This is a genomic window from Salinimonas iocasae (genome assembly GCF_006228385.1).
Classification (GTDB): Bacteria; Pseudomonadota; Gammaproteobacteria; order Enterobacterales; family Alteromonadaceae; genus Alteromonas; species Alteromonas iocasae.
In genome coordinates this window covers 1,401,212-1,427,548 of the sequence record NZ_CP039852.1, presented here as the reverse complement: position 1 = coordinate 1,427,548, position 26,337 = coordinate 1,401,212, and the positions used below count along the sequence as shown (strand labels likewise).

Here is a 26,337-nt window from a genome sequence, read left to right as displayed (position 1 = left end):
ACAAGAACGTGAAATCTACACTCAGGCTGGCGGTAATACTCTGCGTGCTGTGGGTATTGCTCTCAGGGCATTTTACGCCATTATTGTTGTTTTTAGGGTTAGCCTCTGTAGCGTTAGTGCTATGGATGGACTGGCGTATGGATGAAATTGACCATGAACAATTTTATCTGCCGGTCACCCGTGACCTGCTTACCCACGTCGTGAAGCTTAGTTGGCTGGTTATCCTGTCTAACATTGATGTTTGTTTACGAATTTACGGCATTCGCAAAGCATCACCGACGTTCATGGAAATTCCCCTGCCATTTACAAATCCTTTGTCCAAGGTCATTTTCGCCAATGCGATCACCCTAACCCCCGGCACGGTAAGTATGGCAATCAAAGATGATACGTTACTGATCCATAGTGTCAGTAAAGAAGGTGCTGAGGATCTGAAAAACGGGGCGATGGTCGACATCATCCCAAGGATTAAAGATAAGCATGTTAAAACAGTGCCTGTACCTGCCACCTCTGACTACCCGCCAAAAAAAATTAAAGAAAAGGATGTAAGTTTATGACGCCGCTTTACCTGGGGGCTGGCATTGCTTTTCTTGTAACCATGGCTATGGCGCTGGCCAGAGCGTTCCTCGGGCCAACCGTTTTTGACCGGATCCTCGCTGTAAATATGTTTGGAACGAAGGCCGTTTTACTGGTCGCGCTCATCGCTTTTTTCTCAGGCCGGGAAGACTTGCTGGATATCGCATTACTCTATTCCCTGCTTAACTTTATCGGCGTGGTCGCCGCCTTGCGACTGGTAGAACGCGGTCATTTTTTCGCTGCGACTGAGCGTGAAGAAAACGGAGAAGACTGATGGAGATACTGTCGTATTTACTGATAATTATTGCCTGTATTCTAAGTCTCACCGGTGCGTTGGGATTGTTCCGTCTGCCTGACTTTTACTCGCGTTTGCATGCGGTAGGGATCACCGACACACTGTGTTCATTTTTGCTTCTCGCCGGGCTGGCATGTCAGTCTGGCTGGTCACTCACCTCTGCCAAATTACTTATTGTTTTCGCGTTTTTACTGTTTACCAGTCCGGTCTCATCTTACGCCCTGGCGCATAGCGCATGGCGGTGGGGACTTAAAGGCCATGCCACGGACAACCATGATGAGGCGGATTTGAAATGAGTTTATTGTTGAACACCGTGCTTCTGGTTTTCTTACTGGTCACTGCCTTTGCTGTAATGCGGGTCAAGGTATTACTGGCAATGGTGATGCTCTTCGGGTTGTACAGCCTGCTGGTTTCCAGCCTTTTTGTGGTGCTTGATGCCCCGGATGTGGCATTTACCGAAGCGGCCGTTGGTACCGGTATATCAACGGTATTGATGCTTGCCACACTGGCGGCCATCCGTCATGGGCACAGTGCCCCTATCAAGCCTGGCAAACGCGCCCTGCCCCTTGCACTTAGTCTGGCCATGGGCGCATTGCTGATTTTTGGCATTCAGGATCTGCCTAACTTTGGAGAGGCTAACTCCCCCGCTTATCAGGAAGTTGCACAACATTATATTGATAAGGGCCAGGAGGAGACTGGTGTGCCAAACCTGGTGACGGCGGTGCTTGCCAGTTATCGCGGTTTTGACACACTAGGTGAGGTTACGGTGGTGCTCACCGCGGGCATAGGCGTACTGTTATTGCTGGGGCGCAGGGAAAAGGTCCATCTGGTCGCAAGGAAATCTAATGAGTGAAAGTCTGATATTACGGGTAGTCACAAAATGGCTGGTACCGGTGATTCTGTTATTTGCACTCTACGTGCAGTTTCACGGTGACTATAGCCCGGGCGGTGGATTTCAGGCCGGTGTTATTTTCAGCAGTGGCTTTCTGCTATATGCACTGGTGTACGGTGTTGACGCAACCACCCGTGTTTTACCTGAAGTGATTTTGCGTATTGGCGCTTGTCTCGGCGTGTTGCTCTATGGTGGCGTAGGTGTGGTATCGCTCATTCGCGGCGGTACCTTTTTAAACTATAGCGTACTGGCAGAAACCCCTGTCGCCGGGCAACATCTGGGCATCATTTTAATTGAGCTTGGCGTAGGCATTACCGTGGCCTGCGTGATGTTATTGCTGTTTTACACGTTCGCAAGGAATATCCCACCACAATGACGGCTTATATACTTGGTCACCTTAACTATTGGCTGATTATCGCAGTAATGATGATTGGAATGTTCACAATGATGAGCAGTCCGAATCTGATGAAAAAGCTGGCGGGGCTAAGCGTGTTTCAGACCGCAGTTATTCTGTTTTATGTCAGTGTGGGTAAGGTAGATGGAGGTACTGCGCCTATTATCACTGATGTTGCCACACGCTATGCCAACCCATTGCCACAAGTATTAATGCTCACAGCGATAGTGGTCGGCGTGGCAACCATGGCCCTGGGGTTCGCGCTGGTCATTCGTATAAAGCGCGCTTATGAAAGTATTGAGGAAGATGAGATCCACCAGCAGATTCAGAAGGAGGAGCTGGATTGATGGAAGCATTCACGGTACTGCTGGTTGTTATACCGTTAATTAGTGCGCCGCTTACCGCGCTAATTGCAAACCGGCATGTTGCATGGGGATTGTCGTTACTTGTCGGCGCATCGACCTTCATTATTGCACTCATGCTGTTACAGGATGTTATTACCGGTCGCGTAATTCACTACGAATTAGGAGGCTGGAAGCCACCGTGGGGCATTGAGTATGTCATCGATTCATTAAATGCACTGGTGGCTGTTATTGTCACCGCGTTTGCGCTGCTCAGTGTCCTATTCGGACGGCTGTCCGTGGAGCGAGAAGTTCACGACAGTCAGATTCATCTGTTTTACACGGCATTTCAGCTAGTATTGCTGGGTTTACTCGGGATGGCGCTGACCGGAGATATCTTTAACCTGTTCGTGTTTCTGGAAATATCTTCATTATCCTCATACGCCCTTATTGCTATGGGGCATAAACGTCAGGCGCTGGTGGCGTCGTTTAATTATCTGATTGCCGGCACGCTCGGCGCGACATTCTTTTTACTGGGCATTGGCTTTTTATATGCTGCCTCAGGCACACTTAATATGGCCGATATTGCCAGCCGTTTCGGGCAATTTGATGCCATGGCGCTGGTCATCACCGCGCTGTTATTCATCCTTATCGGGCTTGCTCTTAAAGCGGCGGCATTTCCCTTACATTCCTGGTTGCCGGACGCATATACTCAGGCCCCCTCGATGGTCACGGTATTTCTGGCCTCAACGTCGACCAAAGTGGCAGTGTATGTGCTGATCAGGTGTCTGTATCATGTATTCCCCCAGGAGTACTGGTCACAATTGCTACTACCCTCATTTTTACTGCTAAGCGGTTGCCTGGGTATGTTATACGGCTCTTATAAAGCCATTCAGCAAGATTCCATCAAGCGACTGCTGGCTTACTCTTCTGTTGCCCAGCTCGGATACATGGTTGTAGGTATTGGTCTGAACAACGAGACAGGCCTGACCGCAACAGTTGTTCATTTATTTAATCACGCCATTACCAAAGGTGCGCTGTTTATGGCTGCCGGTATGGTCTTTTACCGAATGCATACCACCAGCCTGAATCAGTTGCGCGGCGCGGGCAAAACGATGCCCTGGACGACCGGCGCATTTGTCATTGGCGGGCTTAGTCTTATTGGTGTTCCGGGTACTGCCGGCTTTATCAGTAAGTGGTATCTGCTGCAGGCAGCACTGGAAAATAATAATTATCTGGTGGTTGCATCACTGCTGATTGCTTCAATCATGGCCATTATGTATGTATGGAAAATCATTGAAGCACTCTACTTTGACGGTGAAGAAAAGTTACATGTGCACCAGGTTCCGTCAGGCCAGGATATTGTCGCATCAATGCCACTGGCTACCTTTTGTTGCTATCTGCTGGTAGCCACCTGTATTTACTTTGGCCTGTATACTGACCTGCCCCTGGAGGCGGCGAAAACAGCGGCACAGTCATTGTTTACCGGAGGACCGGCGCGATGAGTTATACATGGATGCTGCTAGCCGCACTTACTCTGCCGTTGATAGCCACTGCACTGATCAGCCTTCTTGGTCGGTGGCCGAATATTCGTGAATCTGTATCAGCGGTCACCGCGGCAATTCTGTTCACTGTTATCTGGTGGCTTTATCAGGCGCCACCTGAACCGCTGACACTGGTCGTCGCGGCACCGATAGAAAGCTTACAAATCGCGTTTTCAGTATCACGCCTGGGTATTTTATTTGCGCTTATCGCCAGCGGATTATGGTTGGTCACAACGCTTTATGCGGCGGGTTATATGCGAGCCCACCATGAAAAAAACCAGACACGTTTTTTTGCACTGTTTGCCCTAGCCATCGCCTCGGTCATGGCCATTGCATTTTCTGACAATCTGTTCACCTTATTTATTTTTTACGAAGTACTGACAGTGTCCACCTATCCACTTGTCACTCATTCCGGTACGCCCGCCGCTCGTCGGGGTGGCAGACGATACCTGATGATATTGATGGGATCATCTATTGGCTTTTTCCTGCCGGCGATGATTATAACGTGGCTTTCAGCAGGAACGCTGACATTCGCAAACGGCGGTATCCTGGAAGGGCATTTTGATACGTCCTGGTTATGGCTATTAATGCTATTGTTCATGTTTGGCGTGAGCAAAGCCGGCCTCATGCCATTTCATCGCTGGCTGCCATCTGCCATGGTTGCGCCCACCCCCGTTAGCGCACTCTTACATGCTGTGGCTGTGGTCAAGGCCGGTGTGTTTACCATACTTAAGGTGGTACTTTTCGTCGCCGGCCCTGAATTTCTGCAACAAAGTGATACATCGCAGTATCTGTTAATCATTCCAATGGTTACGATCTTGCTGGCATCGCTGGTAGCTATGACGAGGGATAATCTGAAAGAGCGTCTCGCGTACAGTACTGTCAGTCAGCTTAGCTACATTGTACTAGGCGCTTTTATGCTTAATCAAAGCGGCCTTATTGGCGGTACCATGCACCTGGCAATGCACGCCTTTGCCAAGATTACGCTGTTTTTTGCCGCCGGCGCGATTCTCGTTGCGACCCATAAGACAAAAGTCAGCGAGCTTAATGGTCTGGGCAAACAAATGCCTTTTACCTTTGCGTTTTTTACTATTGGCGCAATGAGTATTATCGGCCTGCCCTTCTTCGGCGGTATGTGGAGTAAGTGGTATTTAGTCAGCGGCGCTGTCGGGTTCAGTGGTCAGCCTGCCTTACAGTGGTCTTTGTCCGTTACGCTGATGGTCAGCACACTTTTGAATATCTGGTACCTGCTGACCGTTCCGATGCATGCTTTCTTCAAGCCTGCCCCTGACAAGTCACAATACAAAGAGGCACCGGTTTCCTGCCTTATCGCGATGGCTGTGCCGGCAGCGTTATGTATCTATTTTTTCTTCGACCCGCACCTTATCTACGATTTGGCAAATGAAATTGTCACAGGAGACGGCCAATGAGTCATCAGCATGAAGACAAAGGGCTCTTTGACGATCCCAGAGTAGTCACCTGGATTCTGCGGGTATTTTACGTTATCTGCGCAGCGCTGGTACTGGCAGATTTTATCGTTCACCGGCATATCTACACATCGTTAGAAAAGATTCCGGCTTTTTACGCTATTTACGGGTTTGTCGCCTGCGTCCTGCTTGTTTTCGCAGCAAAGGGGCTGCGCAATATTCTTATGCGTAAAGAAGATTATTACGATCCCGAGGTCGGACAAAACCTGAAGACGAAGGAGGATGACCAGTAATGTGGATCACTAACCTTCCTCCCTTTGTTGTTTTCTTTGTTTTTGCGCTTTTTGCGCCGGTATTGAAAGGCCGTCTGAGGGTACTGCTGTTGCTTGCGCCGGTATGGGGCGGCCTCAACCTTGCGATGACTGCAGCCGACTCGGGAGGGGTTACCTGGCAGTTCACCGACCTGATCCTGGACTTGTATTATATCGACCGGCTAAGCCTGCTGTTTGGATACCTGTTTCATATTGCCGCGTTTATCGCGCTTATCTACTCTTTGCACGTGAAAGATTCGGTACAACAGGTTAGTGGCTTGCTGTATGCAGGAAGCGCACTGGGTGCAGTGTTTGCCGGTGATATGCTGACTGTTTTTATTTTCTGGGAGCTATTGGCAGTCACCTCTGCATTTTTAATATGGGCCCGTCGAACGCCCGAAGCCATCAGAGCGGCCAATCGTTACGTGGTGATTCAGGTGTTGTCCGGGGTGTTAATGCTCACCGGTGTTATTATGCTTTATCAGCAGACCGGTACCCTTCGCCTCGCTTATATCGGTCTTGAGGGCACGGCGGCCTGGTTAATATTTATCGCGCTGGGTATCAAGTGTGCATTCCCGTTCTTTCATACCTGGCTTACTGACGCCTATCCGCTGGCAACCCCGACCGGCACATTGTATTTATCAGCCTTTACCACCAAAGTGGCGATTTATCTTCTGGCCCGAACCTTCCCGGGTGAGCCTTTGCTTATCTATATCGGTGCCGCTATGACATGCTTCCCGATATTTTACGCGGTGATTGAAAATGATTTGCGCAAGGTACTGGCATACTCGCTGATTAACCAGCTCGGATTCATGGTCTGTGGTATAGGCGTGGGAACCGCGCTGGCGTTAAACGGTGCGGTAGCCCACGCTTTTAACGATGTTATTTTTAAAGGCTTGCTATTCATGACCATGGGCGCAGTACTAACCCGGGTTGGACATGTTAATGGCTCCGACCTTGGCGGGCTGTATAAAACCATGCCGCGTACAACCGTATTCTGTCTGATTGGGGCTGCTTCTATTTCAGCCTTTCCCCTGTTCAGCGGGTTTGTCAGTAAAAGTATGGTAATGGCGGCGCTGCTTGAACAGGAGCAGATTATTGTCTGGCTGATGTTATTATTTGCGTCTGCCGGCGTATTTCACCATGCAGGCATAAAAATTCCTTTCTTTGCCTTTTTCGCCCACGATTCGGGGCTCCGCCCTAAAGAAGCGCCTTTAAATATGCAACTGGCGATGGCTATCGGTGCCACGCTGTGTATCCTGATAGGTGTGCACCCTGAATGGTTATATAGTTTACTGCCGTGGGAAAACGACTACTCTCCGTATGATATGACGCATACGCTGACTCAGCTACAGATCCTGTTCTTCTCAGCGCTTGCCTTTGTCTGGTTAAACAAACAAGGCCTGTATCCGCCAGAGTTGCGCTCTGTGAACCTTGATGTGGAATGGTTATATCGTCGGTTGTTGCCATCATCGGGCCGTCGCATGGTTAATTCGCTGGTCAGCGCCCGCTCTTCGTTCAGAAGAAATGCCCGGATCATCGCTGACCAGTTCGCGCGACGCAGCACGCCGATGCCCACCGGAACAGTGACAATTCTGACCCGGCGGATGGCATGGGTGTTTATCGCATTAATGTTACTGGTGGTCGGCAGCCTTGTACTCTAGAAGTCTGAACTCACCGGTGTCGAGTGTAAGTTCAGATGCTGCGTCAGCGGTAAAAAGCTTACCGGTCATCAGATCAGTATAATGCCCCGGCCACAGAGGCGAGTTTATCGAGAACACTGCCGACTGATGGGAAAGATTGAGGATAACAACAACCTTGTCACTGCCCTGAACTCGGGTAAAGCTGAAAATCTGATCCATTTTACTATTGGGCAGCTGAATCATAGTGGCGCCAAACGGGCCATTGTGTAATGCAGAAATGCGTTTTTTAATAGCAATAAGATTTGAATAAAGCTCTCCGATTTCGTGTGGTGCCCAGTCAATTGGATCCCGCTCGAAAAACGCCAGCTGTTTTGTATCCCCCGCTTCCTGACCATTATGCACCAGCGGCATACCTTCACCGATTACAGACAGAACAATGATGGCTTTAAGTAGATTGCCAAACAGCTCCTCCTGCGTACCGTCCCATGCATTCATATCGTGGTTAGTGGCAAACGTCATGCGATAGGCAGAGGCCGGCCATGCCCGTTCGTTCCAGGAATAGTATTTTCGTAATTTGTCGAGCGGCAGTGTGCCTTTTGCGATGCCGGTTAATGTTTCATGCCAGCTCCATGCATAGGTCATATTAAACGCATCTTCATGCAAGTCCCGGTTTTCCCATTCTGCCAGCATAAACACAGGTTTAATGTTATCCAGCGCGGCGCGAAGTTGTGACCAGAAATCGTTGGGCACATACCCGGCTACATCACATCGAAAACCGTCAATATCAAAACGCTTAACCCAGTAGCTCATGGCCTCGACCATATACTCTCGCAGCGCTGAATTATCATAATCAAATTCAATAATATCGTCCCAGTCCCACCAGGGAGAAGGTCTGAAATCACCTTTAAAATCCCTCGCATACCAGTCCGGGTGCTCCGATACCAGATTACAATCCCATGCACTGTGGTTTGGCACCCAGTCCAGAATAACCTTCATGTTGAGTGAATGCGCTGCTTTTACCAGGGCATGAAAATCAGCCTCACTGCCAAACTCCGGATTGATTCCATAATAATCTTTCACAGCGTATGGTGAGCCCAGTGAGCCTTTTCTGTTTTTTTCGCCAATGGGGTGAATCGGCATCAACCAGATAATGTCGGCACCCAACGCTTTTATTCGCGGCAGGTCTGCTGTTACAGCCTCAAAGTTGCCTGTCAAACTATATTGGCGGGTGTTTATCTGATAGATAACCGCATCACGCGACCAGGCAGGTTGTTGAAGTGTATATTTACTTTGCGGTGTGAAGGACGAGCTCGACATCAGGTTGCCTTTCGTTGAATAAGTCTCAATGGCTGTTTACGGAAGCACCTGTAATTAGATTAACCACAAATGGTTGCTGTCATCCGGTAACGCATATCATTTTGTGGTGCTTGCCGCGTACGGACCAGTTGAATTTTGCCTGGTTGCATGCGTATAGTAATCAACAGAGTATGTGCAAAAGACCGAATATCCACACAGGGATGCCAAGAGAATGAAATGGAAAGCATGGCTCGTCATACTATTACTTACCATCGTCAGCGCGCAGTCGCTGGCTGAAAACCTTTCAGTACAGAAGCAGGGGTTTGCAGGTCAGTATTATCCACCCGCCCGGAATAACACTTTATCGCCTGTAATCGTCTTAGGTGGCGCAGAAGGCGGCATTCCAACCCGACTTGCAGAGCAAGTGGCTGCGCTGGGCTACCCGACTTTGGCTGTTGCATACTTCAAGCACGATGCGCTGCCTGATGAGCTTGAACAAATACCACTAGAATATTTTGATAAGGCCAAAGACTGGTTGTCTGACAAACTACCCTCACGGTCAGACCATATTACGCTGGCGGGCTGGTCCAAAGGCGCTGAACTATCACTGCTGCTCGCTTCCAGAAACACCACCTATAATCGGGTTGTCGCGATTGCCCCCAGCTCTGTAATTTGGGCCGGTATTTTAAATGACTGGCAAAAAGTACCGGACTCAAGCTGGTCTGCAAAAGATGAATCGCTGCCTTGTATTCGGTTTAATCCCACCGGACAGGTTTCAGGGTTACGTGATTTGTATTCCCAGTCTCTGAACAATCGCGATGATAAAGATGCTGCAACTATTCCAGTGGAAGCTATAAAGGGTCAGCTGTTTCTTTTCTCAGGCGGTCAGGATGAAGTATGGCCATCATCAGCTATGTCTGAATCAATATGTGCAAGGGTAAAAGACATAGCATCCGTATCGTGCATACATTATCGCTACCCTAAAATGGGGCATTTGCTAGACTACACATTCTTACAGCCGGGCACCGTCCTTCACGAACAATTCAAAAGCAGTCTTGCTGGTAATACAAGTAAAGCGCTGTAATCTAAGCACTTTCGGGCGAGTACCGCCCCAGTTTATTGGTTGATAAAAAAGCTAAAGGAGTTAGCCTCATGATGAAATCTCTGATTATATTTATAGCTGCACTGGTTGCCGGTTACGTTACCTGGCAACTGAGCCCGCAAATATCCGGGCATAAAGAAGCTTTTGATTCACTGGGTTATTATGGTGTGGCGCTAACCGTCACCGGGATAATTCTATTTGCACGCCCCTATTTTGCGGGACTGGGAGTGGCCGCAGGCCAGGTTGTGTTTTTCCTGTTGATGCCTGATCCCGGCAAACTCTGGGCAGTGGGTATCGTCTTTTTGTTGTTGTCCGGCGTTGTCACTACCGTTGTGGCATTTGCTGTCAGACTAACCATACAAAATACAGGTATCCTGAAGCGCCAGTAAGTCAGGCAGGCTGTAAATTGGTGTGAGCTCTGTCACCCGTTACTGAATTGAGTGGCAGAGCAAGCACTTGCTTATCGAACACATCTGGTTCGCTTCTAAAAAACAGGAAGCCCGCTTACGCCCATTACTAGCACCCACAAGCCAAAAAACACTTTAAGCTGCAACGGCTTAAATGCCAGTACAACGTGACGCGCCACTATGCCACCAACAATTGCACCGGCTCCTGCAAACAACCAAACCTGCCACACTATGGCTTTTGTTTGCAACAGGTGATAAACCACAGCAGGCCAAACACTGCACGCTGTCAGTATTACGGCGACAGCGATGGCCATCGTCACATTACGCCCCCGCATGATGAGATAGACAGCCACCAGTTCTCCGACTCCAACTGAAAGCCAGGCAGTAATAATACCGCCTACAAAGGCAATCAGTGGCAGTGCAATCACATCGGGTCTGGCCAGGGTTGAGGCAAACCGGGTGCGTCTTAGTAGTGGAATCGAGGCAAATATCGCAACAGCCAGAAAGATAGAAAAAATACCGAAGCCGACATGCAACTGTTCCATCGGTACGAGAGCGAACGGTAAAGCGGTAGACTCACTTGCCCACTGCGCCAACAAAACTCCTGTTACTGAACCGGGTATTGTGAGTAGCAGCGCCCCTGACAACGGTTGCCACTGACTATCATCGCGATGGTAAATCCGGAAGTGACGGGCCCAGGTAAGGGCTCCGGCAGTCATACCGCAGCACTGAATGGCGAAGCTGGTCGCCACTATTTGCTCTGACGAAAAGCCCATGTGATGAAAAAAAGGGACAAAGACCACACCACCACCAGCGCCGGTTGCGTTGGCAAAAACAGCACCTACAACCCCTAACACTGAAAACAGACCAAAGTCGGTTATCAGGCGCAGCGTGTTCTCCTGTAAAAATAAGAGAAGCAACCAGCCAGCCATCAACAGATACCGTCGAGGATAGCGCAACAGAAATTCAGGCAAGATGTAAATACTCAAAAAATGTGACCCGGCACTTTGCCAGATTACGCGAAAAAAATAAATCCTGTGCTAGGATGGCAGTATATTAACAATTTTATAACACTTGTGATTTTAATCAGTGAGCAGGACAATATCGCAACCATCGTATTGCGCCCTAACCGGTCCATAAACTGGCGCCAGGTTAAGCTTATCCTGTTACTTCTGGCCATTCCGGTAACGATTATCGCTGCCGGATGGTGGATGGCGGGAATTTGGATAATACTGCCGTTTGCTGGCTTTGAACTGCTGTTGCTCAGCGTATTGATGTACCGGGTGAACTGGCAGCTTTACCAGCAACAGGTCATCACTATCAGCGCAGATACATTGGTTATAGAGGAAGGTTATCACACCCTTGAACGCTATATCTTCACTCGGGCGAATTGCTATATCAGTGTGACTGAAACCCAGCGTCACTGGCAACTCCCCCTGGTTTATCTTCATCACCACAGCGACGAAGTGGCCCTCGGTCATTTTTTAAACCTGAGTGAGCGCCGGGATTTAAAGCAAATTTTACATGATTACGGTCTTAAGATATGCCGTAATCGTTGGTGGCAGGATTAGACTTCAGGCAGTACGAGAGATTTGCTTACAATCTTGCAATTGCCCCTAACGTGAAATAGCAGTAGAGTCATGAATCTAACTGAAACGGAGTATTCACGTGAAACGACTATTAACCGGATTATTCATGACCGCCTCCCTGGTCACCTCAGCGAGCCACGCCGCATCGGTCTGGCAGGTCAGTAATGGTGATAACACCCTGTATATTGGTGGAACACTGCATATTCTCAGCCCTTCTGACTACCCGCTTCCGGAGGCCTATGATAAGGCTTATCAAAAGTCGGATGTGCTAGTCTTTGAAACAGATATGCAATCAGTTACCTCTCCGGCTTTTGCTGCCAAGGTGATGCAACAAAACACATATCAAAATGGCAAAACCATTGCCGATGATTTGTCGGATGACACTTATCAAAAGTTGACCGAGTTTCTTAAAGCCCGCCAACTGCCGGTTGAGCAGGTGGTGACTCTCAAACCTGCTATGCTGGGTTTAACACTGACTATGATGGAATATCAGCGTGCAGGTTTAACCAGTCAGGGCGTCGATGCTCACTTTTTTGCAAAAGGCGCAGAACAGGAAAAACAGATCGACTGGTTTGAAAGTCCTGATGAGCAACTCGCTTTTATTTCCAAAATGGCTGACGGTCAGGAAGATGCGTTTATTCGATACACTCTGGAAGATATTCAGGAACTGGATAAGCTGATTGGCCCCATGAAGAAACACTGGCGCAGTGGCGACATGGATGAGCTACACACTATTACGCTAAAGGATTTCAAGGAAACCTATCCTGATGTGTACGAAGATTTACTGGTTAACCGCAATGCAAATTGGTTGCCTAAAATCAAAGCGCTAATAAAAACTCCCGAAACAGAGTTCATTCTGGTGGGAACACTGCATATGCCTGGTGACAAAGGTGTATTAAGTCTTCTTGAGGCGCAGGGATACACCATTACCCAGCTTGATTAGTACGTACCTTTTTTACATCGAAACACTAAGATTACTGATTAGTAAGCCGTTTTGACACTAATTAAGTATTAGTAAATACGATTGATTCACGTACAGCCATTATGACTGATGCCTGTACGCTATGGAGATACCTCAATGAAAATAGCAAAGTTACACTGGATGGCGATGCTGATAAGTCTGATGGCGGTAACCGGTTGCGCCTCTATGGGCGATGGTACCGTTGCAGAAAAACGTCAAGCAATTCTTGAAATGCAGGACAATGCGCTGGCGCGGCTTTATCGCGAAAAGCCGGATACTCGTGCTCAGCTGCAGGATTCTGCAGGCTATGCAGTATTCAGTAATGCCAACGTCAACGTCATTTTTCTGGCCGCGGGTACCGGCTACGGTGTGGTAAATAACAACGCTACCGGTGAGAAGATTTATATGAATATGGCAGAGGGTGGCGTTGGCCTGGGCCTGGGTGCAAAAGATTACCGTTTGGTCATGGTTTTTCATACTCAGCGTAGCCTGAACTATTTTGTAGAAAATGGCTGGACTGCCGGGGGCAATGCCGATGCCGCCGCCAAAGCTGGCAGTAAGGGTTTGTCTGTTGAAGGTGAGGGTTACCTGGGTAATGTCACAGTTTATACTATGACGGAAAGTGGCCTTGCATTACAGGCGACAGTGAAAGGAACCAAGTTCTGGAAAGATTCTCAGTTGAATTAGTCATTTAAAAAACTGAATAACTTATAACGAATCATTTATAGCGAATAAATAATTAGGCGTCGAAAGGGTTGCAAAGACAGCTTCAATTCAGTACTGTCTTTGTGACTTCAACAAACACAATTTTTGACTATGTATAATTGCGCTGCAAATCACCACCATCATCATAAAGCATAACCTTTCAGGTTCGTGCTGGAAGGTTTGTGTTTCCTTCCAGTGGCGCAGATGAATTGTATAGCCCCCGGAAGGAAACTTCCGGGGGTTTTTTCATTTCAGGCGTAATGGTTTACCTAAAGGGGACTACTATGAGCGACAACAGAAGATTGCGAATTGCTGTACAAAAATCCGGAAGATTAAGTAAAGACAGTATTGAGCTATTAAAAGCAATCGGTATCAAATTAAATATTCGTGACCGCCTGTTAATTGCTCATTCTACGAATGAAGACATTGACCTGCTTCGGGTGCGAGACGATGACATACCCGGTCTGGTTATGGACGGTGTTGTCGATATGGGCTTTATCGGCGAAAACGAGCTTGGAGAAAAAATGCTTGAGAGAAAGGCGGCCGGTAAAGTTGCTGAGTACGAGGTTATGCGACGACTCGATTATGGTGGCTGCCGTCTGTCTATTGCTGTTCCTAATGAGGCCAGCTATACAGGCGTGCAATCTTTGGAAGGCAAGCGCGTGGCGACAACGTATCCATTTCTGCTTGAACGCTACTTTAAAGAGCAAAACGTTAATGCACAGGCAGTAATGCTGACCGGATCTGTTGAAGTAGCACCACGTGCTGGTGTCGCCGAAGGTATTTGCGACCTGGTATCTACCGGGGCAACGCTGGAAGCCAATGGTCTGATAGAAAAAGATGTCATCTTCCGCTCAAAAGCGGTTCTTATTAAACGTACCGGCCAGTTCAGTGAAGAAAAGGAGGCCCTGATTGACCGTTTGGTACCACGCATTGACGGTGTGATGCAGGCCAAAGAAAGCAAATATATTATGCTGCATGCCCCTAAAGCGCGCCTGGAAGAAGTCAAAGATCTGCTGCCTGGTGCAGAAAACCCCACCGTGCTGCCACTGGCCGGTGCTGAAGATACCGTAGCAATTCACGTGGTCAGTCCGGAAAACCTGTTCTGGGAAACCATGGAAAAATTAAAAGCTCTGGGCTGCAGCTCTATTCTGGTTATGCCAATTGAAAAGATGATGGGTTAAGCCATGTTAAACTGGAATACCTTATCTGATGCCGAGCGCCGCGATGCGCTTGCGCGTCCGGTGATGAAAAACAGCGTTACCCTGAAGCAAACTGTCAGTGAAATACTGGCAGATGTTGAGCACCGCGGCGATGAGGCGGTACTGGATTATACCCGGCGCTTCGACTGCCCGACCCTGCCAGCCTTACGTTTAAGCGTGGAACAGCGCGACGCGCTGGCCGCTCAGGTCAGCCAGGACGTAGAAGAGGCCATCAATACCGCATTTGCTAATATCAAAGCCTTTCACGAAGCGCAGATGCCGCAGGATATTCAGCTGACCACCACCCCGGGAGTAGTTTGCGAGCAGCGGTTTGTCGCTCTTGAGGCGGTGGGTCTGTATATCCCCGGTGGCAGCGCGCCACTGCCCTCTACCGCGCTGATGCTGGGTGTACCGGCTGTGGTTGCTAATGTACCGCGAAAGGTACTGTGCACACCGCCGGGTAAAGATGGCCTGATTGCACCAGAGATTGCCTTTGTGGCCAAGCGCTGTGGTATTGAGGAAATTTATCTGTGCGGTGGCGCTCAGGCAATTGCCGCTATGGCACTAGGCACCGATAGCATTGCTCAGGTCGATAAAATATTCGGGCCGGGCAACAGTTTCGTGACCGAAGCCAAGCAGCAGGTTAGTCAGCGCGCCGATGGTGCCGCCATTGATATGCCGGCCGGGCCTTCGGAAGTCCTGGTGCTGGCTGATGGTGAAGCCAATCCTGCTTTTGTCGCCTCCGATTTATTATCCCAGGCAGAGCACGGCGCTGATTCACAGGCTATTCTGGTCAGTAACAGCGAGAGCCTGATTGATGCGGTAAAAGCCGAAGTTGATACTCAGCTGGCACAACTATCGCGTAATGCGATTGCGGTGGCAGCCATGGACAACGCCCGTTACATTCTGACCACGTCGCTGAATGAAGCAGTGGCGGTCAGTAATGCCTATGCCCCAGAGCACCTTATTGTACAAACCGAGGATGCCAGAGGTCTGCTGCCTGTGCTTAAAAATGCCGGTTCGGTATTTTTAGGTGCCTGGTCTCCGGAGTCTGCCGGCGATTATGCATCGGGTACTAATCATGTGTTGCCAACTTACGGCTATGCAAAGAACTATTCTTCACTGGGTTTGCTGGACTTTATGCGCCGCTACACCGTGCAGGAGCTGAGCCCGCAGGGGCTGCAGAACCTGGGCCCGGCCATTATGACACTGGCTGCGGCTGAAGGTCTGGATGCTCACGAAAAAGCAGTTGCCCTGCGCATGCAGGCGTTAAAGGATAATCAAGATGGCTGATTTACTGTCTTCTCTTATTAACCAGAACCTTGTTGACCTGAAACCTTATGAGTCGGCCCGCCGCCTTTTCTCTGGCGGCCAGGACTGGCTGAACGCCAATGAGTCGCCCTACGCCAATAGCTATCAGGTCGACAGCGATCGTTTTAACCGCTATCCGTCCTGTCAGCCGGAAGCGGTGGTATCGGCCTATGCACAATACGCCGGAGTGAAGACCAGCGAGCTTATTGTTACACGCGGCGCTGATGAAGGCATTGAGCTGTTGATTCGTACCTTCTGTACACCGGGCGAAGACAATATACTAATTTGTCCGCCGACTTATGGCATGTATGCCATCAGTGCAGAAACCTGCAATATCGGCATTAAAAAAGCCCCGCTAAAAACAGACTTTTCGCTGGATGTGGATGCTATCTGTGCCACTGATGATGTTAACCTGGTGTTTATCTGTGCGCCGAATAATCCCACCGGCACTACGGTCGATGCGGCAGATCTGACCCGGGTGTTGGAGCACTTTGCTGACTCTGCGCTGGTTGTGGTAGATGAAGCGTACATTGAATTTGATAAGCAGAACAGCTGGGCCGATAAGCTGGCACAGTACCCTAACCTGGTAATCCTGCGCACTCTGTCAAAAGCCTTTGCTCTGGCAGGCTTACGCTGCGGCTTTACGCTGGCCAACCGCAATGTGATTGACGCGCTGATGAAAGTCATTGCGCCCTATCCTATTCCTGAGCCGGTAGCCCAGATTGCCGAGCAGGCACTAAGTCATGAAGGCAAAACACAGGTCGAATTACAGGTAGATTTTATCAACCGGGAAAAACAGGTTCTGGCAGACGCGCTGTCAGAACTGGGCGATATCGAGCTGGTTGGGGACACCCGGGCGAACTTTGTGTTGTTTAAAACAGCCCAGAGTGAACAGCTGATGGAGTATCTGGTCAGTCAGGGCATGCTGATTCGCGATCAGTCCAAACAAATGAACCTGCAACACTGCTTACGCGCCACCGTGGGTAACGAAGAACAGAACCTGCGTTTGCGTAAGCTTATTACTGAATTTTTTAATCAATCAGGAGCGTCGGCATGAGCCAACAAGCCATTTTATTTATAGACCGCGATGGCACCCTGGTCGAAGAGCCGGCTATCGACAAACAGCTGGATCGTCTGGACAAACTGGTATTTGAACCGGCGGTTATTCCGGTCTTGCTGAAACTGCAGGCAGCCGGATTTAAACTGGTCATGGTCAGTAACCAGGACGGCTTGGGTACCGACAGCTTCCCACAGGCTGACTTTGACGCCCCGCATAATCTGATGATGCGTATCTTTAGCAGCCAGGGCGTAAAATTCGACGATGTGCTGATTTGTCCGCACTTTGATGAAGACAATTGCAGTTGCCGCAAGCCTAAGCTTGGTCTGGTCAGCGATTACCTGCAACAGGGTAAAGTGGACTTTACACGCAGCTATGTGATTGGCGATCGGGACACCGATATGCAGCTGGCACAAAACATGGGCATCCGCGGGTTACAGTATAACCGCGAGTCCCTTGACTGGCCGGCCATTGAAAAAGCCCTGCTGGCGTCTTCACGCATTGCCGAAGTGGTGCGTACGACTTCTGAAACCGATATTAAGGTCCGGGTAGACCTGGACTCCGCGGCCAAATCCAGTATTGCTACCGGTATCGGTTTTTTTGATCACATGCTGGACCAGATTGCCACTCATGGCGGCTTTGAAATGCAGGTGTCGGTGAGCGGAGATCTTCACATTGATGATCACCACAGTGTGGAAGATACGGCACTGGCGCTGGGTGAGGCGCTGAAAAAAGCGCTGGGTAACAAACGGGGCATTGGCCGCTTCGGGTTTGCCCTGCCAATGGACGAGTGCCGCGCCGAGTGCATCATGGATATTTCCAACCGGCCGTATTTGAAGTTTGACGCCAGTTTCACTCAGGATCTGGTAGGCGAAATGTCGACCCAGATGGTAGAGCACTTTTTCTATTCACTGGCCCAGGCGATGGGGCTGTCGCTGCACCTGTCCACCAGCGAGGGGAATGCGCACCACCAGGTAGAAAGCCTGTACAAAGTATTTGGCCGGGCCCTGCGTCAGGCTATTGCCCGCTCGGGCGATGCTTTGCCCAGCAGTAAAGGAGCGCTGTAATGAGTCAGCGAATCGTCATTGTAAATACCGGCTGTGCGAATATTTCCTCGGTTCGCTTTGCTCTTGAGCGGCTTGGTGTCAGTGTGGAAGTGTCAGACGATGTCGGTGTCATCAAAGCCGCTGACAAGGTCTTTTTCCCCGGCGTGGGCAGTGCCAGCGCCGCCATGCAGAGCATTACGGCAAAACAGCTGGGCCCTACCCTGCAAAGCCTGACCCAGCCTGTACTCGGGGTGTGTCTGGGTATGCAACTGATGGTTGAGTCATCAGATGAAAGCCGCACCGGCAAAATTGACTGCCTGGGCCTGATGCCTGGTCATGTCGGCCGGCTGGAGTCACAGGGACAGCGTCTGCCGCACATGGGCTGGAATACAGTGACCTCAGCGCGGGAAAACCCGCTGTTTGCCGGCATCGATGATGGTACTTATTTTTACTTTGTACACAGCTTTGCTGTGCCTGAGTACGAAAATACGCTGGCCAGCTGTGAGTACGGGCAGCGTTTTTCCGCTGCCATTGCCCACAACAATTATTTTGGTGTGCAATTTCACCCTGAACGTTCCGGTGACGCCGGAGCCCAGCTTCTGACTAATTTTGTGAATCTGTAAATGATTATTCCTGCAATAGATTTAATTGACGGTGCTGTGGTGCGTCTGTATCAGGGCGACTACGACAAAAAAACCGAATACAAACTGGACCCGGTAGACGTGGTGCATACCTATGCTAACGATGGCGCCACCTGGCTGCATATCGTTGATCTGACCGGCGCCAAGGACACCTCTAAACGACAGCTTGAGCTGATCCGCCGTATGGTGGATACCCAGCGCATGCAATTTCAGGCCGGTGGCGGCATTCGCAGCGAGCAGGATGTTGCTCAGTTGCTGGAAGCCGGCGTCAGCCGTGTGGTGATCGGGTCACTGGCGGTGAAAGAGCCGCAACTTGTGAAACAGTGGGTCACCAAATACGGCCCGGATGCCATTGTCCTGGCGCTGGATGTCAATATTGACGAAGACGGCAACAAATTCGTGGCCACCCACGGCTGGCAGCAAAGCTCCGGCGTATCACTGGAAGCCATTTTAAATGTCTTTGCCGAGGTTGGCGTAAAACATGTGCTGTGTACTGATATCAGTCGTGACGGTACGCTGCAAGGTGCCAATGTCGAGCTGTATAAAGAAATGCAGCAGGCGTTTCCTGATATTGCCTGGCAGGCTTCAGGCGGCATTGGCGGTTTAAGTGATATTGAAGCATTGCGTCCGGCCAGTGTGGGCGGCGTGATTCTGGGTCGGGCCCTGCTGGAAGGTAAATTTACCGTGAAGGAGGCAATCGCATGCTGGCAAAACGGATAATCCCCTGCTTAGATGTGCGCGATGGCAAAGTGGTCAAAGGCGTACAGTTCAGAAACCATGAAATTATCGGTGATATTGTGCCGCTGGCTGAGCGCTATGCGCAGGCCGGGGCTGACGAACTGGTATTTTACGATATTACGGCCAGCTCTGATCAGCGTGTAGTGGATAAAAGCTGGGTCAGTCGCATTGCCCAGGTCATTGATATCCCGTTTTGCGTGGCAGGCGGAATCCGCTCTGTGGAAGATGCCGGCAGGATTCTTGAAATGGGTGCGGATAAAATTTCCATTAACTCCCCTGCCCTGACGAACCCGGATCTTATCAACGAATTGCACGATGTATACGGCCAGCAATGTGTTGTCATTGGTATCGATAGTTTTTACAACGAAGAAAATGATCGCTACGAGGTGTTTAAATTCACTGGTGATGAAGCCCGCACGCAAAAAAGTCGCTGGCAGACAGCGGACTGGATCAAAGAAGTACAAAGCCGCGGTGCCGGTGAGATTGTACTGAACTGTATGAACCAGGACGGGGTGCGTCAGGGCTATGATGTAAAACAACTGCGTGCGATTCGTGAGGCCTGTCAGGTTCCCCTGATTGCTTCAGGCGGTGCCGGTGAAATGGTGCATTTCAAGGATGTCTTTGAGCAGGCCGATGTTGATGGTGCGCTGGCCGCGTCGGTATTTCACAAAGACATTATCAATATTCAGGCGCTTAAATCCTATTTGTCAGACAATGGCATTGTGATGCGCAAAGAACACAAGCAAAAAGGCGAATAAAGCCATGATCATTGATTTATCAAACATGACCGAACTGGCCTGGGACAAAATGGACGGTCTGCTGCCGGCCATCGTTCAGGACGCGGTGACCGGCAAGGTGCTGATGCAGGGTTATATGAACACCGAAGCATTAAGTGCCACGCTTGAATCAAGGAAAGTCACTTTTTTCAGCCGCTCCAAGCAGCGCTTATGGCAAAAAGGGGAAACCTCGGGAAACACACTGGATCTGGTTGAGGCAGGCTGTGATTGCGATCACGACTCACTGCTGATTCTGGCCAATCCGAACGGCCCGACCTGTCACACTGGCGCAGAGAGTTGCTGGTTTACCAGCAATGCCAGTGACTTTACTTTCCTGGGCGATTTGGAGCGAATTCTGGCGGCGCGTAAAACTGCTGATCCTGAATCCAGCTACACGGCGCGTTTATATGCCAAAGGCATCAAACGTATTGCACAAAAAGTCGGCGAGGAAGGTGTTGAGACTGCTCTGGCGGCCACGGTGCATGATAAAGAAGAGCTGAAAAATGAAGCGGCGGATCTGCTGTATCATTTAACCGTATTGCTGCAGGCCAGCGACATGTCGATGTCAGATGCCATTGCTGTTCTGCGGGAACGGCAACAATAACAAAGGGAATTAAAAAGGAGCGCACGCTCCTTTTTTTGTATTTGCTGTAATATATCTCATGACTCGCAGACTACTCATCTATAAACAACCTGCAGGAACGATGATGTTAACAAGATTACTCACCTCAATTAAAAACAACCTCGGCTTTATTGTCATGCTCTTATTGCTTTTTAGCGTAAGAAGCAGCCTGGCTGACTGGTATCATATTCCTTCCGGGTCCATGCTCCCCTCTGTTGAAATCGGTGACCGGGTCTTAGTCGATAAGACTGCATACCGGATAGAAGTCCCGTTTACTGACACGTTGCTGGTTAAAACCGGTACGCCCGCTCGAGGCGATATCGTCGTTTTCGAAAGTAAGGCAGCAGGCGAAAGATTGATAAAACGGGTTGTTGGTGTAGCCGGCGATAATGTTGTTATGCAAAACCACCGATTGCGTATAAACGGTCAGCCACTTAGCTATGACGATGAAAACAGTCTGCTTATTGAAAAAAATTCTGATGGTCAGACTTATACTATCGCAATTGATACGGCATACGGTCCACTGGCTAATTTCAGCGCCGTTACCGTGCCAGATGGCCATGTTCTGGTCTTAGGAGACAACCGCAGCCACAGTGCCGATTCCCGGGTACATGGGTTTGTTCCTATACACGAAATTAAAGGAAAAGCGACCCGGGTAGTTGTTTCTCTCGATAAACAACACCATTACTTGCCCCGAAGCGATCGATTCTGGCAGCCACTTATATGAATTGAAAAAAATTTAAAATTTTCTCTTGAAAAGTATTTGGGCGTACCTATTTATTAATTGTCGACGCTGAAGAGTCAGGTCGGCAAACCCGCCGCCGAATAGTCGGGGCGAATTTAACTTTTACATATTGCTTAATTTTGAGGATATGACTATGCGTACTATCGATCTATCTCCACTATACCGTTCATTTATTGGTTCAGACCGCCTGGCGTCACTTATTGATGCGGCAAACCGTTCCGACAGTCAAAGTACATACCCACCTTACAATATTGAGTTGCTGGGTGATGACAAATATCAGATTTCTATGGCAGTGGCCGGATTCAGCCAGGACGACATTACCATTGAGGCTCAGGAAAATACGTTGTCTGTTCAGGGCAAGAAACCCGAACAGGAAGACAGCGAAACCGCGTCACGAAAATTCTTACACAAGGGTATCTCTGAGCGAAATTTTGAACGTAAATTTCAGCTTGGCGACCATGTTAAAGTGACGGGTGCTGCAATGGCTGATGGCTTATTGCATATCAATCTTGAACGGGTTATTCCGGAAGCTAAGAAACCACGTAAGATTGAGATTGGCAGTCGCTTGCTGGAAAACCAAAACGACAAATAACTTCTGATGGCGGGAATCACTCCCGCCATTCTTTCAATGTTGCCGCGATGCGGGACACTTTACATATTGCTTAATATCGAGGATATGATTATGCGTACTATCGACTTTTCACCACTTTATCGTTCTTTTATTGGCTCTGATTATCTTGCCTCGCAGGTTGATAAAGCAGGCCGTTCAGCACAGCAAACTGATGCCCCACCCTATAACATCGAGCTTTTGGGTGAAGATAAGTATCGAATCTCTATGGCTGTCGCGGGATTCAGCCGCGATGCGTTAAATATTGAAGTGAAAGAAAACACACTTTCCGTTGAAGCAAAGAAATCGGATACTGAGAAATCCGAAGAGCGCAAATTCCTTCATAAGGGGATCGCTGAGCGCAATTTTGAACGAAAGTTTCAGCTTGGCGACCATGTGAATGTTGTAGGTGCTGACTTAAAAGATGGTCTTTTACATATAGACCTTGAGCGTGTCATTCCTGAGTCCGAGAAGCCTCAGCAAATCGCCATCAATTAACACTACATCTTTCCCTGGATTTCTTTGGGCTGACATTTGTCAGCCCTTTTTTTTACCAGTGCGAATAGGCTGGCTTTTCACCGCAAACGCCATCCTGCAATTTGCGCTGCCACTGGCTTGGTGTTCCATGTAGCCAGTTGGTCAGCGACGCAAGATGTGAGACGGTAATAACGGCTGGCTCGACGGGCTGGCCACTGCCATCCAGCGCATAATACGCTGACTGATAATGCGTCAGCCATGCCCTGTCGGGGATTTTTTCATCTGTAAGCCTGACTTCAGTGATTGCAAGAAAACGAGCAGCCTTATTTTTTATCGACAGCAATTGCCGGTAAAAACGTCCCTTATCATTCTGTACCTGTGAGAACCGATTCAGCAAGCCTGCCAGTGTCTGGTAGTTAATTATTTCCTTTTGAAGCAAAAAACGGTGTTCCGTTTTTTTATTATTATCCGGATGACCACCAACGGTATAAATTTGCTTCTTCTGCAGATTATCCAGATACGCAATCCCCTCTTCGGTGTAGTCTGAAAGCGCGTCATTGTTAATCTTTACTGAATAGTCGCTGATGTTGGCGGGATCAATTTCAAATAACAGTACGTCGGGTGTAAGCGCATCTTTCTGCTCATCAGTTAACCCCACCGGTTTACAGTTTTCAGAAATCACATAATAGTAGTCGCCGGCGCCGACCGCTGCAGCAGTACTGACCTTTATCAGCCCTGCCAGTAAGATTAGCGCAGCTTTGCATTTCAGCTTCATTCAATTCTTTCGCCTTAATTTTTTCGCTCTCAATGGTAGTAGAGCGCACCTTAAGATACCAGTACTACCTTTCTAGCCAGTCATCCATTCAGAAAACCTGCTATCGGCCATTATTCTTTACGCCCGGCTTAATGTTTTGTTACGAAATACGATTCATGTCTTATTGCTAATGTATGTAAGTCAGTGATATTGATTAATTTAACAGCGTCTCATGCTGTTATAAAAAAGCTTGAATAAGGAAAAATTCATGAAAAATCGTATCCAACCCTGTGCGCTAGCAGTGACTTTGGCGCTTGCAGGTCTTTCTTCTTCATTGTCTGTTAGTGCGCAGCAGGCGGATGAAACCGCCTCTGATGTCGAGCGCATTTCCGTAACAGGTTCCAGAATTAAACGTACCGATATCGAAGGTCCCTCACCGATTCAGTCTATTGATGCCACCATGATTGAAGGCATGGGTTATGAAAACCTTCAGCAGCTACTCGAACGTATGCCTGCAACAGGCGCCGGCACCTTCTCTACCCGTAACAATAGTCAGGACTCTACCGCCAATGGTGCAGCTGCAGTTTCACTTCGTGGCATGGGCCCTGATGCAACACTGGTATTAATCAATGGCCGACGGGTCGCTATCAGCGCTTTTGCCGAAAGCATCACAAATTCGTTTGTCGATATTAACTCTATCCCCGTGTCTGCCATCGAGCGTATTGATATTCTTAAAGACGGTGCATCAGCGATTTACGGGTCTGACGCGGTGGCCGGCGTAGTCAACGTTATTCTTAAAAAGGATTTTGACGGCCTTGAAGTTAACGTAGGTTACGGTGGAACAACCGGTCCAAGTTACGATGAAACAACCGCTAATATGGTGTGGGGCAACCAGTCTGCCAAAGCCAGCAGCACGGTGATTCTTGATTACTTCAAAAACAGCCGCTTGGGCGCAGACGAGTTAGGCAGGTTCGGGACCGCGAATCAGTCACCTTATGGTGGTATGGATTTTCGCTCATCACGGGGCTATCCGGGTTACTTTTATGTTGACGGCGTAAAAACAATTGACCCTGATTGCCCCCCTGAAAATGCGACAGCATCAGGCAGCTGTTTGTTTGACTATGGTCCGTTTGGCCTGACTATCCCTGAGGCAGAACGAGTTGGTCTGATTGGTCAGTTTGACTACAAGCTTGATTCCGATTTAACTGCATTTATGGAAGTGGCAGTACAACATAATACGTCTGAAGCTGGCGGCGCGGCGACGCCCCTGGATGAAGATGCAGGTTTGACAGCACCGGGCAGCCATCCGAATAACCCGTTCGGACAGGATGTTGAAATAGGTCGCTACCGCCCGGTAGATGCAGGCCCACGACGTTGGGATATCGTCACGGACACACTGCGATTTGTTGCCGGACTGCGTGGAGAGCTGGGTGATTATTCCTGGGAAGCCTCGGTTCAAAAGGGTCGCAGCAAATCAGAGCAAAGTGGGGATCAAAGTCAGGGCTGGGTACGTGTAGATTGGCTTCAGGAGCAAATTGATGCTGGTGCTTACAACCCATTTGGTGGTGTGACGAATTCTCCGGATGTCATTGATCAAATCACGACCAGTCTGGTGCGACGGGGCGAATCTCGCTTAACCAGCGCCGATGCTCACATTACCGGCGAAGCGTTTGAGTTCAACGGCGACATGGTCATGATGGCAGCAGGCCTGGAATATCGTGAGGAAGAAGTCTCTGATGTTCCTGATATTCAGTTTCAGCAAGGCTTAATCTTCGGTACAGAATCGGTACAGGCAGAGGCGCAGCGTGACCAGTATGCTGCTTATCTTGAACTGTCTATACCACTTCTGGAAACACTTGAGCTTCAACTTGCAGGTCGCTATGACCATTACAGCGACTTTGGCAGTACAACAAACCCGAAGATCGCATTGCGTTGGGCACCAACTGATGAAGTGACTGTTCGTGGTTCATGGGCGCAAGGATTCCGTGCTCCATCACTGGCGCAGGTAGGCCTTGGTCCATCAGAGAAAAGTGTATTCTTCGTTGATCAATATCGCTGTGAAGCGACCGGACTTGATTGTGAGTCTCTGGATTACAATATTCAGTTCTCAGGCAACCCGGACCTGGATGCAGAAGAGTCTGAATCGTGGAATGTCGGGGTAATCTGGGCGCCTGTGCAGGAAATTGGCCTGAGTGTTGATATCTGGAGTATTACCCAGGATAACAAGATTGACGAACAGCAGTTTGGACTGGTCTATGATGCAGAATGTAATGATCAGCAAAGCGAGATCTGTGTGCGCCTGCCTCCTCAGGAGGGTCAGTCACTGGGTGTCATTCAAAAGATTTTCAATACTTATCAGAACGTATCTTCTCAGGAAGCGTCCGGGGTAGATATCAGTGCTGACTATAAGCTCCCCTACGACGAGTACGGGCAACTTTCATTCAGACTGGACTGGTCATATCTGAACGAGTTTGAACGTGATTCGCTGGACTACACCGGTGAATATCGCTACCCGGAGAATCGCTGGTTATTCAGTACCAACTGGGTGCTTGATAACTTCGATGCCAACCTGAATATCAGTTATATCGGTGAGTTCGAGGACACCCCTGACATCAATTTTGATGGGGTACTCGATTTTGAGGAAAACACTTCACGCATGGTGGATTCTCAGGTACTGGTTGATCTGCAGGGCGGCTATAACTTTTCTGACAGTGTACGCATCGTACTGGGCGTAAATAACCTGTTTGATGAAGAGCCGCCTTTTGCGATAGGTGATGGCGACAGCGACCTTTATGGATATGTTGGTAGTGTTCATAACCCCAGAGGGCGTTTTGTTTACAGTAAGGTAACCCTGCGCTTCTAATCAAAAAAGCCCGCTTGA

General features: G+C 49.2%; 30 protein-coding genes and 1 other annotated feature. Of the genes, 27 read left to right on the top strand and 3 right to left on the bottom strand.

Features of this window, described 5'->3' with window-relative positions; all coding sequences use genetic code 11:
* Nucleotides 1-8: 8 nt before the first annotated feature.
* From FBQ74_RS06255 to FBQ74_RS06210, 10 genes are read left to right on the top strand one after another with little or no spacing between them, the layout of a single operon-like run.
* Nucleotides 9-554: a Na+/H+ antiporter subunit E gene (locus FBQ74_RS06255; protein ID WP_168190617.1), complete on the top strand. Its 546-nt coding sequence runs from the start codon at nt 9-11 to the stop codon at nt 552-554.
* Nucleotides 551-847, top strand: a complete 297-nt coding sequence (locus FBQ74_RS06250; protein WP_139755860.1) for a monovalent cation/H+ antiporter complex subunit F — start codon at nt 551-553, stop codon at nt 845-847. Before FBQ74_RS06255 ends, FBQ74_RS06250 begins: the two co-directional genes overlap by 4 nt.
* Nucleotides 847-1,164: a monovalent cation/H(+) antiporter subunit G gene (gene mnhG, locus FBQ74_RS06245; RefSeq protein ID WP_139755859.1), complete on the top strand. Its 318-nt coding sequence runs from the start codon at nt 847-849 to the stop codon at nt 1,162-1,164. Before FBQ74_RS06250 ends, mnhG begins: the two co-directional genes overlap by 1 nt.
* On the top strand, nt 1,161-1,721 hold the full coding sequence (locus FBQ74_RS19100) for a DUF4040 domain-containing protein (RefSeq protein WP_139755858.1): 561 nt from the start codon (nt 1,161-1,163) through the stop codon (nt 1,719-1,721). The genes mnhG and FBQ74_RS19100 overlap by 4 nt, the downstream gene beginning before the upstream one ends.
* Nucleotides 1,714-2,136 carry a Na(+)/H(+) antiporter subunit B gene (locus FBQ74_RS19095; protein ID WP_139755857.1) on the top strand — a complete coding sequence of 141 codons (423 nt, stop codon included), beginning with the start codon at nt 1,714-1,716 and terminating at the stop codon, nt 2,134-2,136. Before FBQ74_RS19100 ends, FBQ74_RS19095 begins: the two co-directional genes overlap by 8 nt.
* A complete protein-coding gene (locus FBQ74_RS06230; protein WP_139755856.1) occupies nt 2,133-2,501 on the top strand; it encodes a cation:proton antiporter subunit C in 369 nt (122 codons plus the stop codon). The genes FBQ74_RS19095 and FBQ74_RS06230 overlap by 4 nt, the downstream gene beginning before the upstream one ends.
* Nucleotides 2,501-4,000 (top strand): monovalent cation/H+ antiporter subunit D family protein, encoded by a 1,500-nt coding sequence (locus FBQ74_RS06225; protein ID WP_205912284.1) that lies wholly within the window; start codon nt 2,501-2,503, stop codon nt 3,998-4,000. Before FBQ74_RS06230 ends, FBQ74_RS06225 begins: the two co-directional genes overlap by 1 nt.
* Nucleotides 3,997-5,469 carry a proton-conducting transporter transmembrane domain-containing protein gene (locus FBQ74_RS06220; protein ID WP_139755854.1) on the top strand — a complete coding sequence of 491 codons (1,473 nt, stop codon included), beginning with the start codon at nt 3,997-3,999 and terminating at the stop codon, nt 5,467-5,469. The genes FBQ74_RS06225 and FBQ74_RS06220 overlap by 4 nt, the downstream gene beginning before the upstream one ends.
* Entirely contained in the window at nt 5,466-5,759 is a 294-nt protein-coding gene (locus tag FBQ74_RS06215; RefSeq protein WP_139755853.1) for a hypothetical protein, read from the top strand. Before FBQ74_RS06220 ends, FBQ74_RS06215 begins: the two co-directional genes overlap by 4 nt.
* Nucleotides 5,759-7,441 (top strand): Na(+)/H(+) antiporter subunit D, encoded by a 1,683-nt coding sequence (locus FBQ74_RS06210; protein ID WP_139755852.1) that lies wholly within the window; start codon nt 5,759-5,761, stop codon nt 7,439-7,441. Before FBQ74_RS06215 ends, FBQ74_RS06210 begins: the two co-directional genes overlap by 1 nt.
* On the opposite strand, the gene FBQ74_RS06205 is transcribed toward FBQ74_RS06210, so the two are convergent.
* Nucleotides 7,412-8,737, bottom strand: a complete 1,326-nt coding sequence (locus FBQ74_RS06205) for an alpha-amylase family glycosyl hydrolase (protein WP_139755851.1) — start codon at nt 8,735-8,737, stop codon at nt 7,412-7,414. The genes FBQ74_RS06210 and FBQ74_RS06205 overlap by 30 nt on opposite strands.
* A gap of 211 nt (nt 8,738-8,948) precedes the next feature.
* Between FBQ74_RS06205 and FBQ74_RS06200 the strand changes: the two genes are divergently transcribed.
* On the top strand, nt 8,949-9,800 hold the full coding sequence (locus FBQ74_RS06200) for an acyl-CoA thioester hydrolase/BAAT C-terminal domain-containing protein (protein ID WP_139755850.1): 852 nt from the start codon (nt 8,949-8,951) through the stop codon (nt 9,798-9,800).
* A gap of 68 nt (nt 9,801-9,868) precedes the next feature.
* Nucleotides 9,869-10,207, top strand: a complete 339-nt coding sequence (locus FBQ74_RS06195) for a hypothetical protein (protein ID WP_139755849.1) — start codon at nt 9,869-9,871, stop codon at nt 10,205-10,207.
* 95 nt (nt 10,208-10,302) lie between these two features.
* Here the strand turns inward: FBQ74_RS06195 and FBQ74_RS06190 are convergent, their stop codons facing one another.
* Nucleotides 10,303-11,157, bottom strand: a complete 855-nt coding sequence (locus tag FBQ74_RS06190; protein ID WP_139757883.1) for a sulfite exporter TauE/SafE family protein — start codon at nt 11,155-11,157, stop codon at nt 10,303-10,305.
* A gap of 144 nt (nt 11,158-11,301) precedes the next feature.
* On the opposite strand from FBQ74_RS06190, the gene FBQ74_RS06185 reads away from it, so the two are divergent.
* The 14 genes from FBQ74_RS06185 (at nt 11,302) to FBQ74_RS06120 (ending at nt 22,723) form a co-directional block, all read left to right on the top strand.
* Nucleotides 11,302-11,796, top strand: a complete 495-nt coding sequence (locus FBQ74_RS06185; RefSeq protein ID WP_168190616.1) for a DUF2244 domain-containing protein — start codon at nt 11,302-11,304, stop codon at nt 11,794-11,796.
* Nucleotides 11,797-11,893: 97 nt separating this feature from the next.
* Nucleotides 11,894-12,757, top strand: coding sequence for a TraB/GumN family protein (locus FBQ74_RS06180; protein ID WP_139755847.1), 864 nt, complete (start codon nt 11,894-11,896; stop codon nt 12,755-12,757).
* 135 nt (nt 12,758-12,892) lie between these two features.
* Complete coding sequence (locus FBQ74_RS06175; protein ID WP_139755846.1) at nt 12,893-13,462, top strand: lipid-binding SYLF domain-containing protein; 570 nt, start codon at nt 12,893-12,895, stop codon at nt 13,460-13,462.
* A gap of 149 nt (nt 13,463-13,611) precedes the next feature.
* Nucleotides 13,612-13,730: a sequence feature (His leader region), on the top strand.
* Between the two features lie 34 nt (nt 13,731-13,764).
* Nucleotides 13,765-14,664 (top strand): ATP phosphoribosyltransferase, encoded by a 900-nt coding sequence (gene hisG, locus FBQ74_RS06170; protein WP_139755845.1) that lies wholly within the window; start codon nt 13,765-13,767, stop codon nt 14,662-14,664.
* A gap of 3 nt (nt 14,665-14,667) precedes the next feature.
* Nucleotides 14,668-15,975, top strand: a complete 1,308-nt coding sequence (gene hisD, locus FBQ74_RS06165; RefSeq protein WP_139755844.1) for a histidinol dehydrogenase — start codon at nt 14,668-14,670, stop codon at nt 15,973-15,975.
* Complete coding sequence (hisC, locus tag FBQ74_RS06160; RefSeq protein ID WP_139755843.1) at nt 15,968-17,050, top strand: histidinol-phosphate transaminase; 1,083 nt, start codon at nt 15,968-15,970, stop codon at nt 17,048-17,050. The genes hisD and hisC overlap by 8 nt, the downstream gene beginning before the upstream one ends.
* Nucleotides 17,047-18,117: a bifunctional histidinol-phosphatase/imidazoleglycerol-phosphate dehydratase HisB gene (gene hisB / locus FBQ74_RS06155; RefSeq protein WP_139755842.1), complete on the top strand. Its 1,071-nt coding sequence runs from the start codon at nt 17,047-17,049 to the stop codon at nt 18,115-18,117. Before hisC ends, hisB begins: the two co-directional genes overlap by 4 nt.
* On the top strand, nt 18,117-18,719 hold the full coding sequence (gene hisH / locus FBQ74_RS06150; RefSeq protein ID WP_139755841.1) for an imidazole glycerol phosphate synthase subunit HisH: 603 nt from the start codon (nt 18,117-18,119) through the stop codon (nt 18,717-18,719). Before hisB ends, hisH begins: the two co-directional genes overlap by 1 nt.
* The gene (gene hisA / locus FBQ74_RS06145; RefSeq protein WP_139755840.1) at nt 18,720-19,457 is read left to right on the top strand and encodes a 1-(5-phosphoribosyl)-5-[(5-phosphoribosylamino)methylideneamino]imidazole-4-carboxamide isomerase; all 738 of its coding nucleotides are present in this window, start codon (nt 18,720-18,722) and stop codon (nt 19,455-19,457) included.
* Nucleotides 19,439-20,233: an imidazole glycerol phosphate synthase subunit HisF gene (gene hisF / locus FBQ74_RS06140; RefSeq protein ID WP_139755839.1), complete on the top strand. Its 795-nt coding sequence runs from the start codon at nt 19,439-19,441 to the stop codon at nt 20,231-20,233. The genes hisA and hisF overlap by 19 nt, the downstream gene beginning before the upstream one ends.
* A 4-nt stretch (nt 20,234-20,237) precedes the next feature.
* Nucleotides 20,238-20,855, top strand: coding sequence for a bifunctional phosphoribosyl-AMP cyclohydrolase/phosphoribosyl-ATP diphosphatase HisIE (gene hisIE, locus FBQ74_RS06135; protein WP_139755838.1), 618 nt, complete (start codon nt 20,238-20,240; stop codon nt 20,853-20,855).
* Between the two features lie 100 nt (nt 20,856-20,955).
* Nucleotides 20,956-21,600 carry a signal peptidase I gene (lepB, locus tag FBQ74_RS06130; protein WP_332309144.1) on the top strand — a complete coding sequence of 215 codons (645 nt, stop codon included), beginning with the start codon at nt 20,956-20,958 and terminating at the stop codon, nt 21,598-21,600.
* A gap of 151 nt (nt 21,601-21,751) precedes the next feature.
* Nucleotides 21,752-22,210 carry an Hsp20 family protein gene (locus FBQ74_RS06125; RefSeq protein WP_139755837.1) on the top strand — a complete coding sequence of 153 codons (459 nt, stop codon included), beginning with the start codon at nt 21,752-21,754 and terminating at the stop codon, nt 22,208-22,210.
* 90 nt (nt 22,211-22,300) lie between these two features.
* Nucleotides 22,301-22,723 (top strand): Hsp20 family protein, encoded by a 423-nt coding sequence (locus FBQ74_RS06120; RefSeq protein WP_139755836.1) that lies wholly within the window; start codon nt 22,301-22,303, stop codon nt 22,721-22,723.
* Nucleotides 22,724-22,775: 52 nt separating this feature from the next.
* Here FBQ74_RS06120 and FBQ74_RS06115 read toward each other — a convergent pair whose 3' ends face one another.
* Nucleotides 22,776-23,477 (bottom strand): hypothetical protein, encoded by a 702-nt coding sequence (locus FBQ74_RS06115; RefSeq protein ID WP_139755835.1) that lies wholly within the window; start codon nt 23,475-23,477, stop codon nt 22,776-22,778.
* Between the two features lie 247 nt (nt 23,478-23,724).
* Here FBQ74_RS06115 and FBQ74_RS06110 point away from each other — a divergent pair, with 247 nt between their 5' ends.
* Complete coding sequence (locus FBQ74_RS06110; RefSeq protein ID WP_139755834.1) at nt 23,725-26,319, top strand: TonB-dependent receptor; 2,595 nt, start codon at nt 23,725-23,727, stop codon at nt 26,317-26,319.
* Nucleotides 26,320-26,337: the final 18 nt, after the last annotated feature.

Coding starts and splice junctions, on each gene's coding strand:
- FBQ74_RS06215 (WP_139755853.1), top strand. CDS start 5,466: ATGAGTCATCAGCATGAAGACAAAGGGCTCTTTGACGATCCCAGAGTA.
- FBQ74_RS06195 (WP_139755849.1), top strand. CDS start 9,869: ATGATGAAATCTCTGATTATATTTATAGCTGCACTGGTTGCCGGTTAC.
- FBQ74_RS06230 (WP_139755856.1), top strand. CDS start 2,133: ATGACGGCTTATATACTTGGTCACCTTAACTATTGGCTGATTATCGCA.
- hisD (WP_139755844.1), top strand. CDS start 14,668: ATGTTAAACTGGAATACCTTATCTGATGCCGAGCGCCGCGATGCGCTT.
- FBQ74_RS06205 (WP_139755851.1), bottom strand. CDS start 8,737: ATGTCGAGCTCGTCCTTCACACCGCAAAGTAAATATACACTTCAACAA.
- hisA (WP_139755840.1), top strand. CDS start 18,720: ATGATTATTCCTGCAATAGATTTAATTGACGGTGCTGTGGTGCGTCTG.
- FBQ74_RS06200 (WP_139755850.1), top strand. CDS start 8,949: ATGAAATGGAAAGCATGGCTCGTCATACTATTACTTACCATCGTCAGC.
- FBQ74_RS06110 (WP_139755834.1), top strand. CDS start 23,725: ATGAAAAATCGTATCCAACCCTGTGCGCTAGCAGTGACTTTGGCGCTT.
- FBQ74_RS06220 (WP_139755854.1), top strand. CDS start 3,997: ATGAGTTATACATGGATGCTGCTAGCCGCACTTACTCTGCCGTTGATA.
- FBQ74_RS06190 (WP_139757883.1), bottom strand. CDS start 11,157: ATGGCTGGCTGGTTGCTTCTCTTATTTTTACAGGAGAACACGCTGCGC.
- hisIE (WP_139755838.1), top strand. CDS start 20,238: ATGATCATTGATTTATCAAACATGACCGAACTGGCCTGGGACAAAATG.
- hisF (WP_139755839.1), top strand. CDS start 19,439: ATGCTGGCAAAACGGATAATCCCCTGCTTAGATGTGCGCGATGGCAAA.
- hisB (WP_139755842.1), top strand. CDS start 17,047: ATGAGCCAACAAGCCATTTTATTTATAGACCGCGATGGCACCCTGGTC.
- FBQ74_RS06120 (WP_139755836.1), top strand. CDS start 22,301: ATGCGTACTATCGACTTTTCACCACTTTATCGTTCTTTTATTGGCTCT.
- FBQ74_RS06175 (WP_139755846.1), top strand. CDS start 12,893: ATGAAAATAGCAAAGTTACACTGGATGGCGATGCTGATAAGTCTGATG.
- FBQ74_RS06250 (WP_139755860.1), top strand. CDS start 551: ATGACGCCGCTTTACCTGGGGGCTGGCATTGCTTTTCTTGTAACCATG.
- FBQ74_RS19095 (WP_139755857.1), top strand. CDS start 1,714: ATGAGTGAAAGTCTGATATTACGGGTAGTCACAAAATGGCTGGTACCG.
- mnhG (WP_139755859.1), top strand. CDS start 847: ATGGAGATACTGTCGTATTTACTGATAATTATTGCCTGTATTCTAAGT.
- FBQ74_RS19100 (WP_139755858.1), top strand. CDS start 1,161: ATGAGTTTATTGTTGAACACCGTGCTTCTGGTTTTCTTACTGGTCACT.
- hisH (WP_139755841.1), top strand. CDS start 18,117: ATGAGTCAGCGAATCGTCATTGTAAATACCGGCTGTGCGAATATTTCC.
- lepB (WP_332309144.1), top strand. CDS start 20,956: ATGATGTTAACAAGATTACTCACCTCAATTAAAAACAACCTCGGCTTT.
- hisC (WP_139755843.1), top strand. CDS start 15,968: ATGGCTGATTTACTGTCTTCTCTTATTAACCAGAACCTTGTTGACCTG.
- hisG (WP_139755845.1), top strand. CDS start 13,765: ATGAGCGACAACAGAAGATTGCGAATTGCTGTACAAAAATCCGGAAGA.
- FBQ74_RS06115 (WP_139755835.1), bottom strand. CDS start 23,477: ATGAAGCTGAAATGCAAAGCTGCGCTAATCTTACTGGCAGGGCTGATA.
- FBQ74_RS06210 (WP_139755852.1), top strand. CDS start 5,759: ATGTGGATCACTAACCTTCCTCCCTTTGTTGTTTTCTTTGTTTTTGCG.
- FBQ74_RS06125 (WP_139755837.1), top strand. CDS start 21,752: ATGCGTACTATCGATCTATCTCCACTATACCGTTCATTTATTGGTTCA.
- FBQ74_RS06225 (WP_205912284.1), top strand. CDS start 2,501: ATGGAAGCATTCACGGTACTGCTGGTTGTTATACCGTTAATTAGTGCG.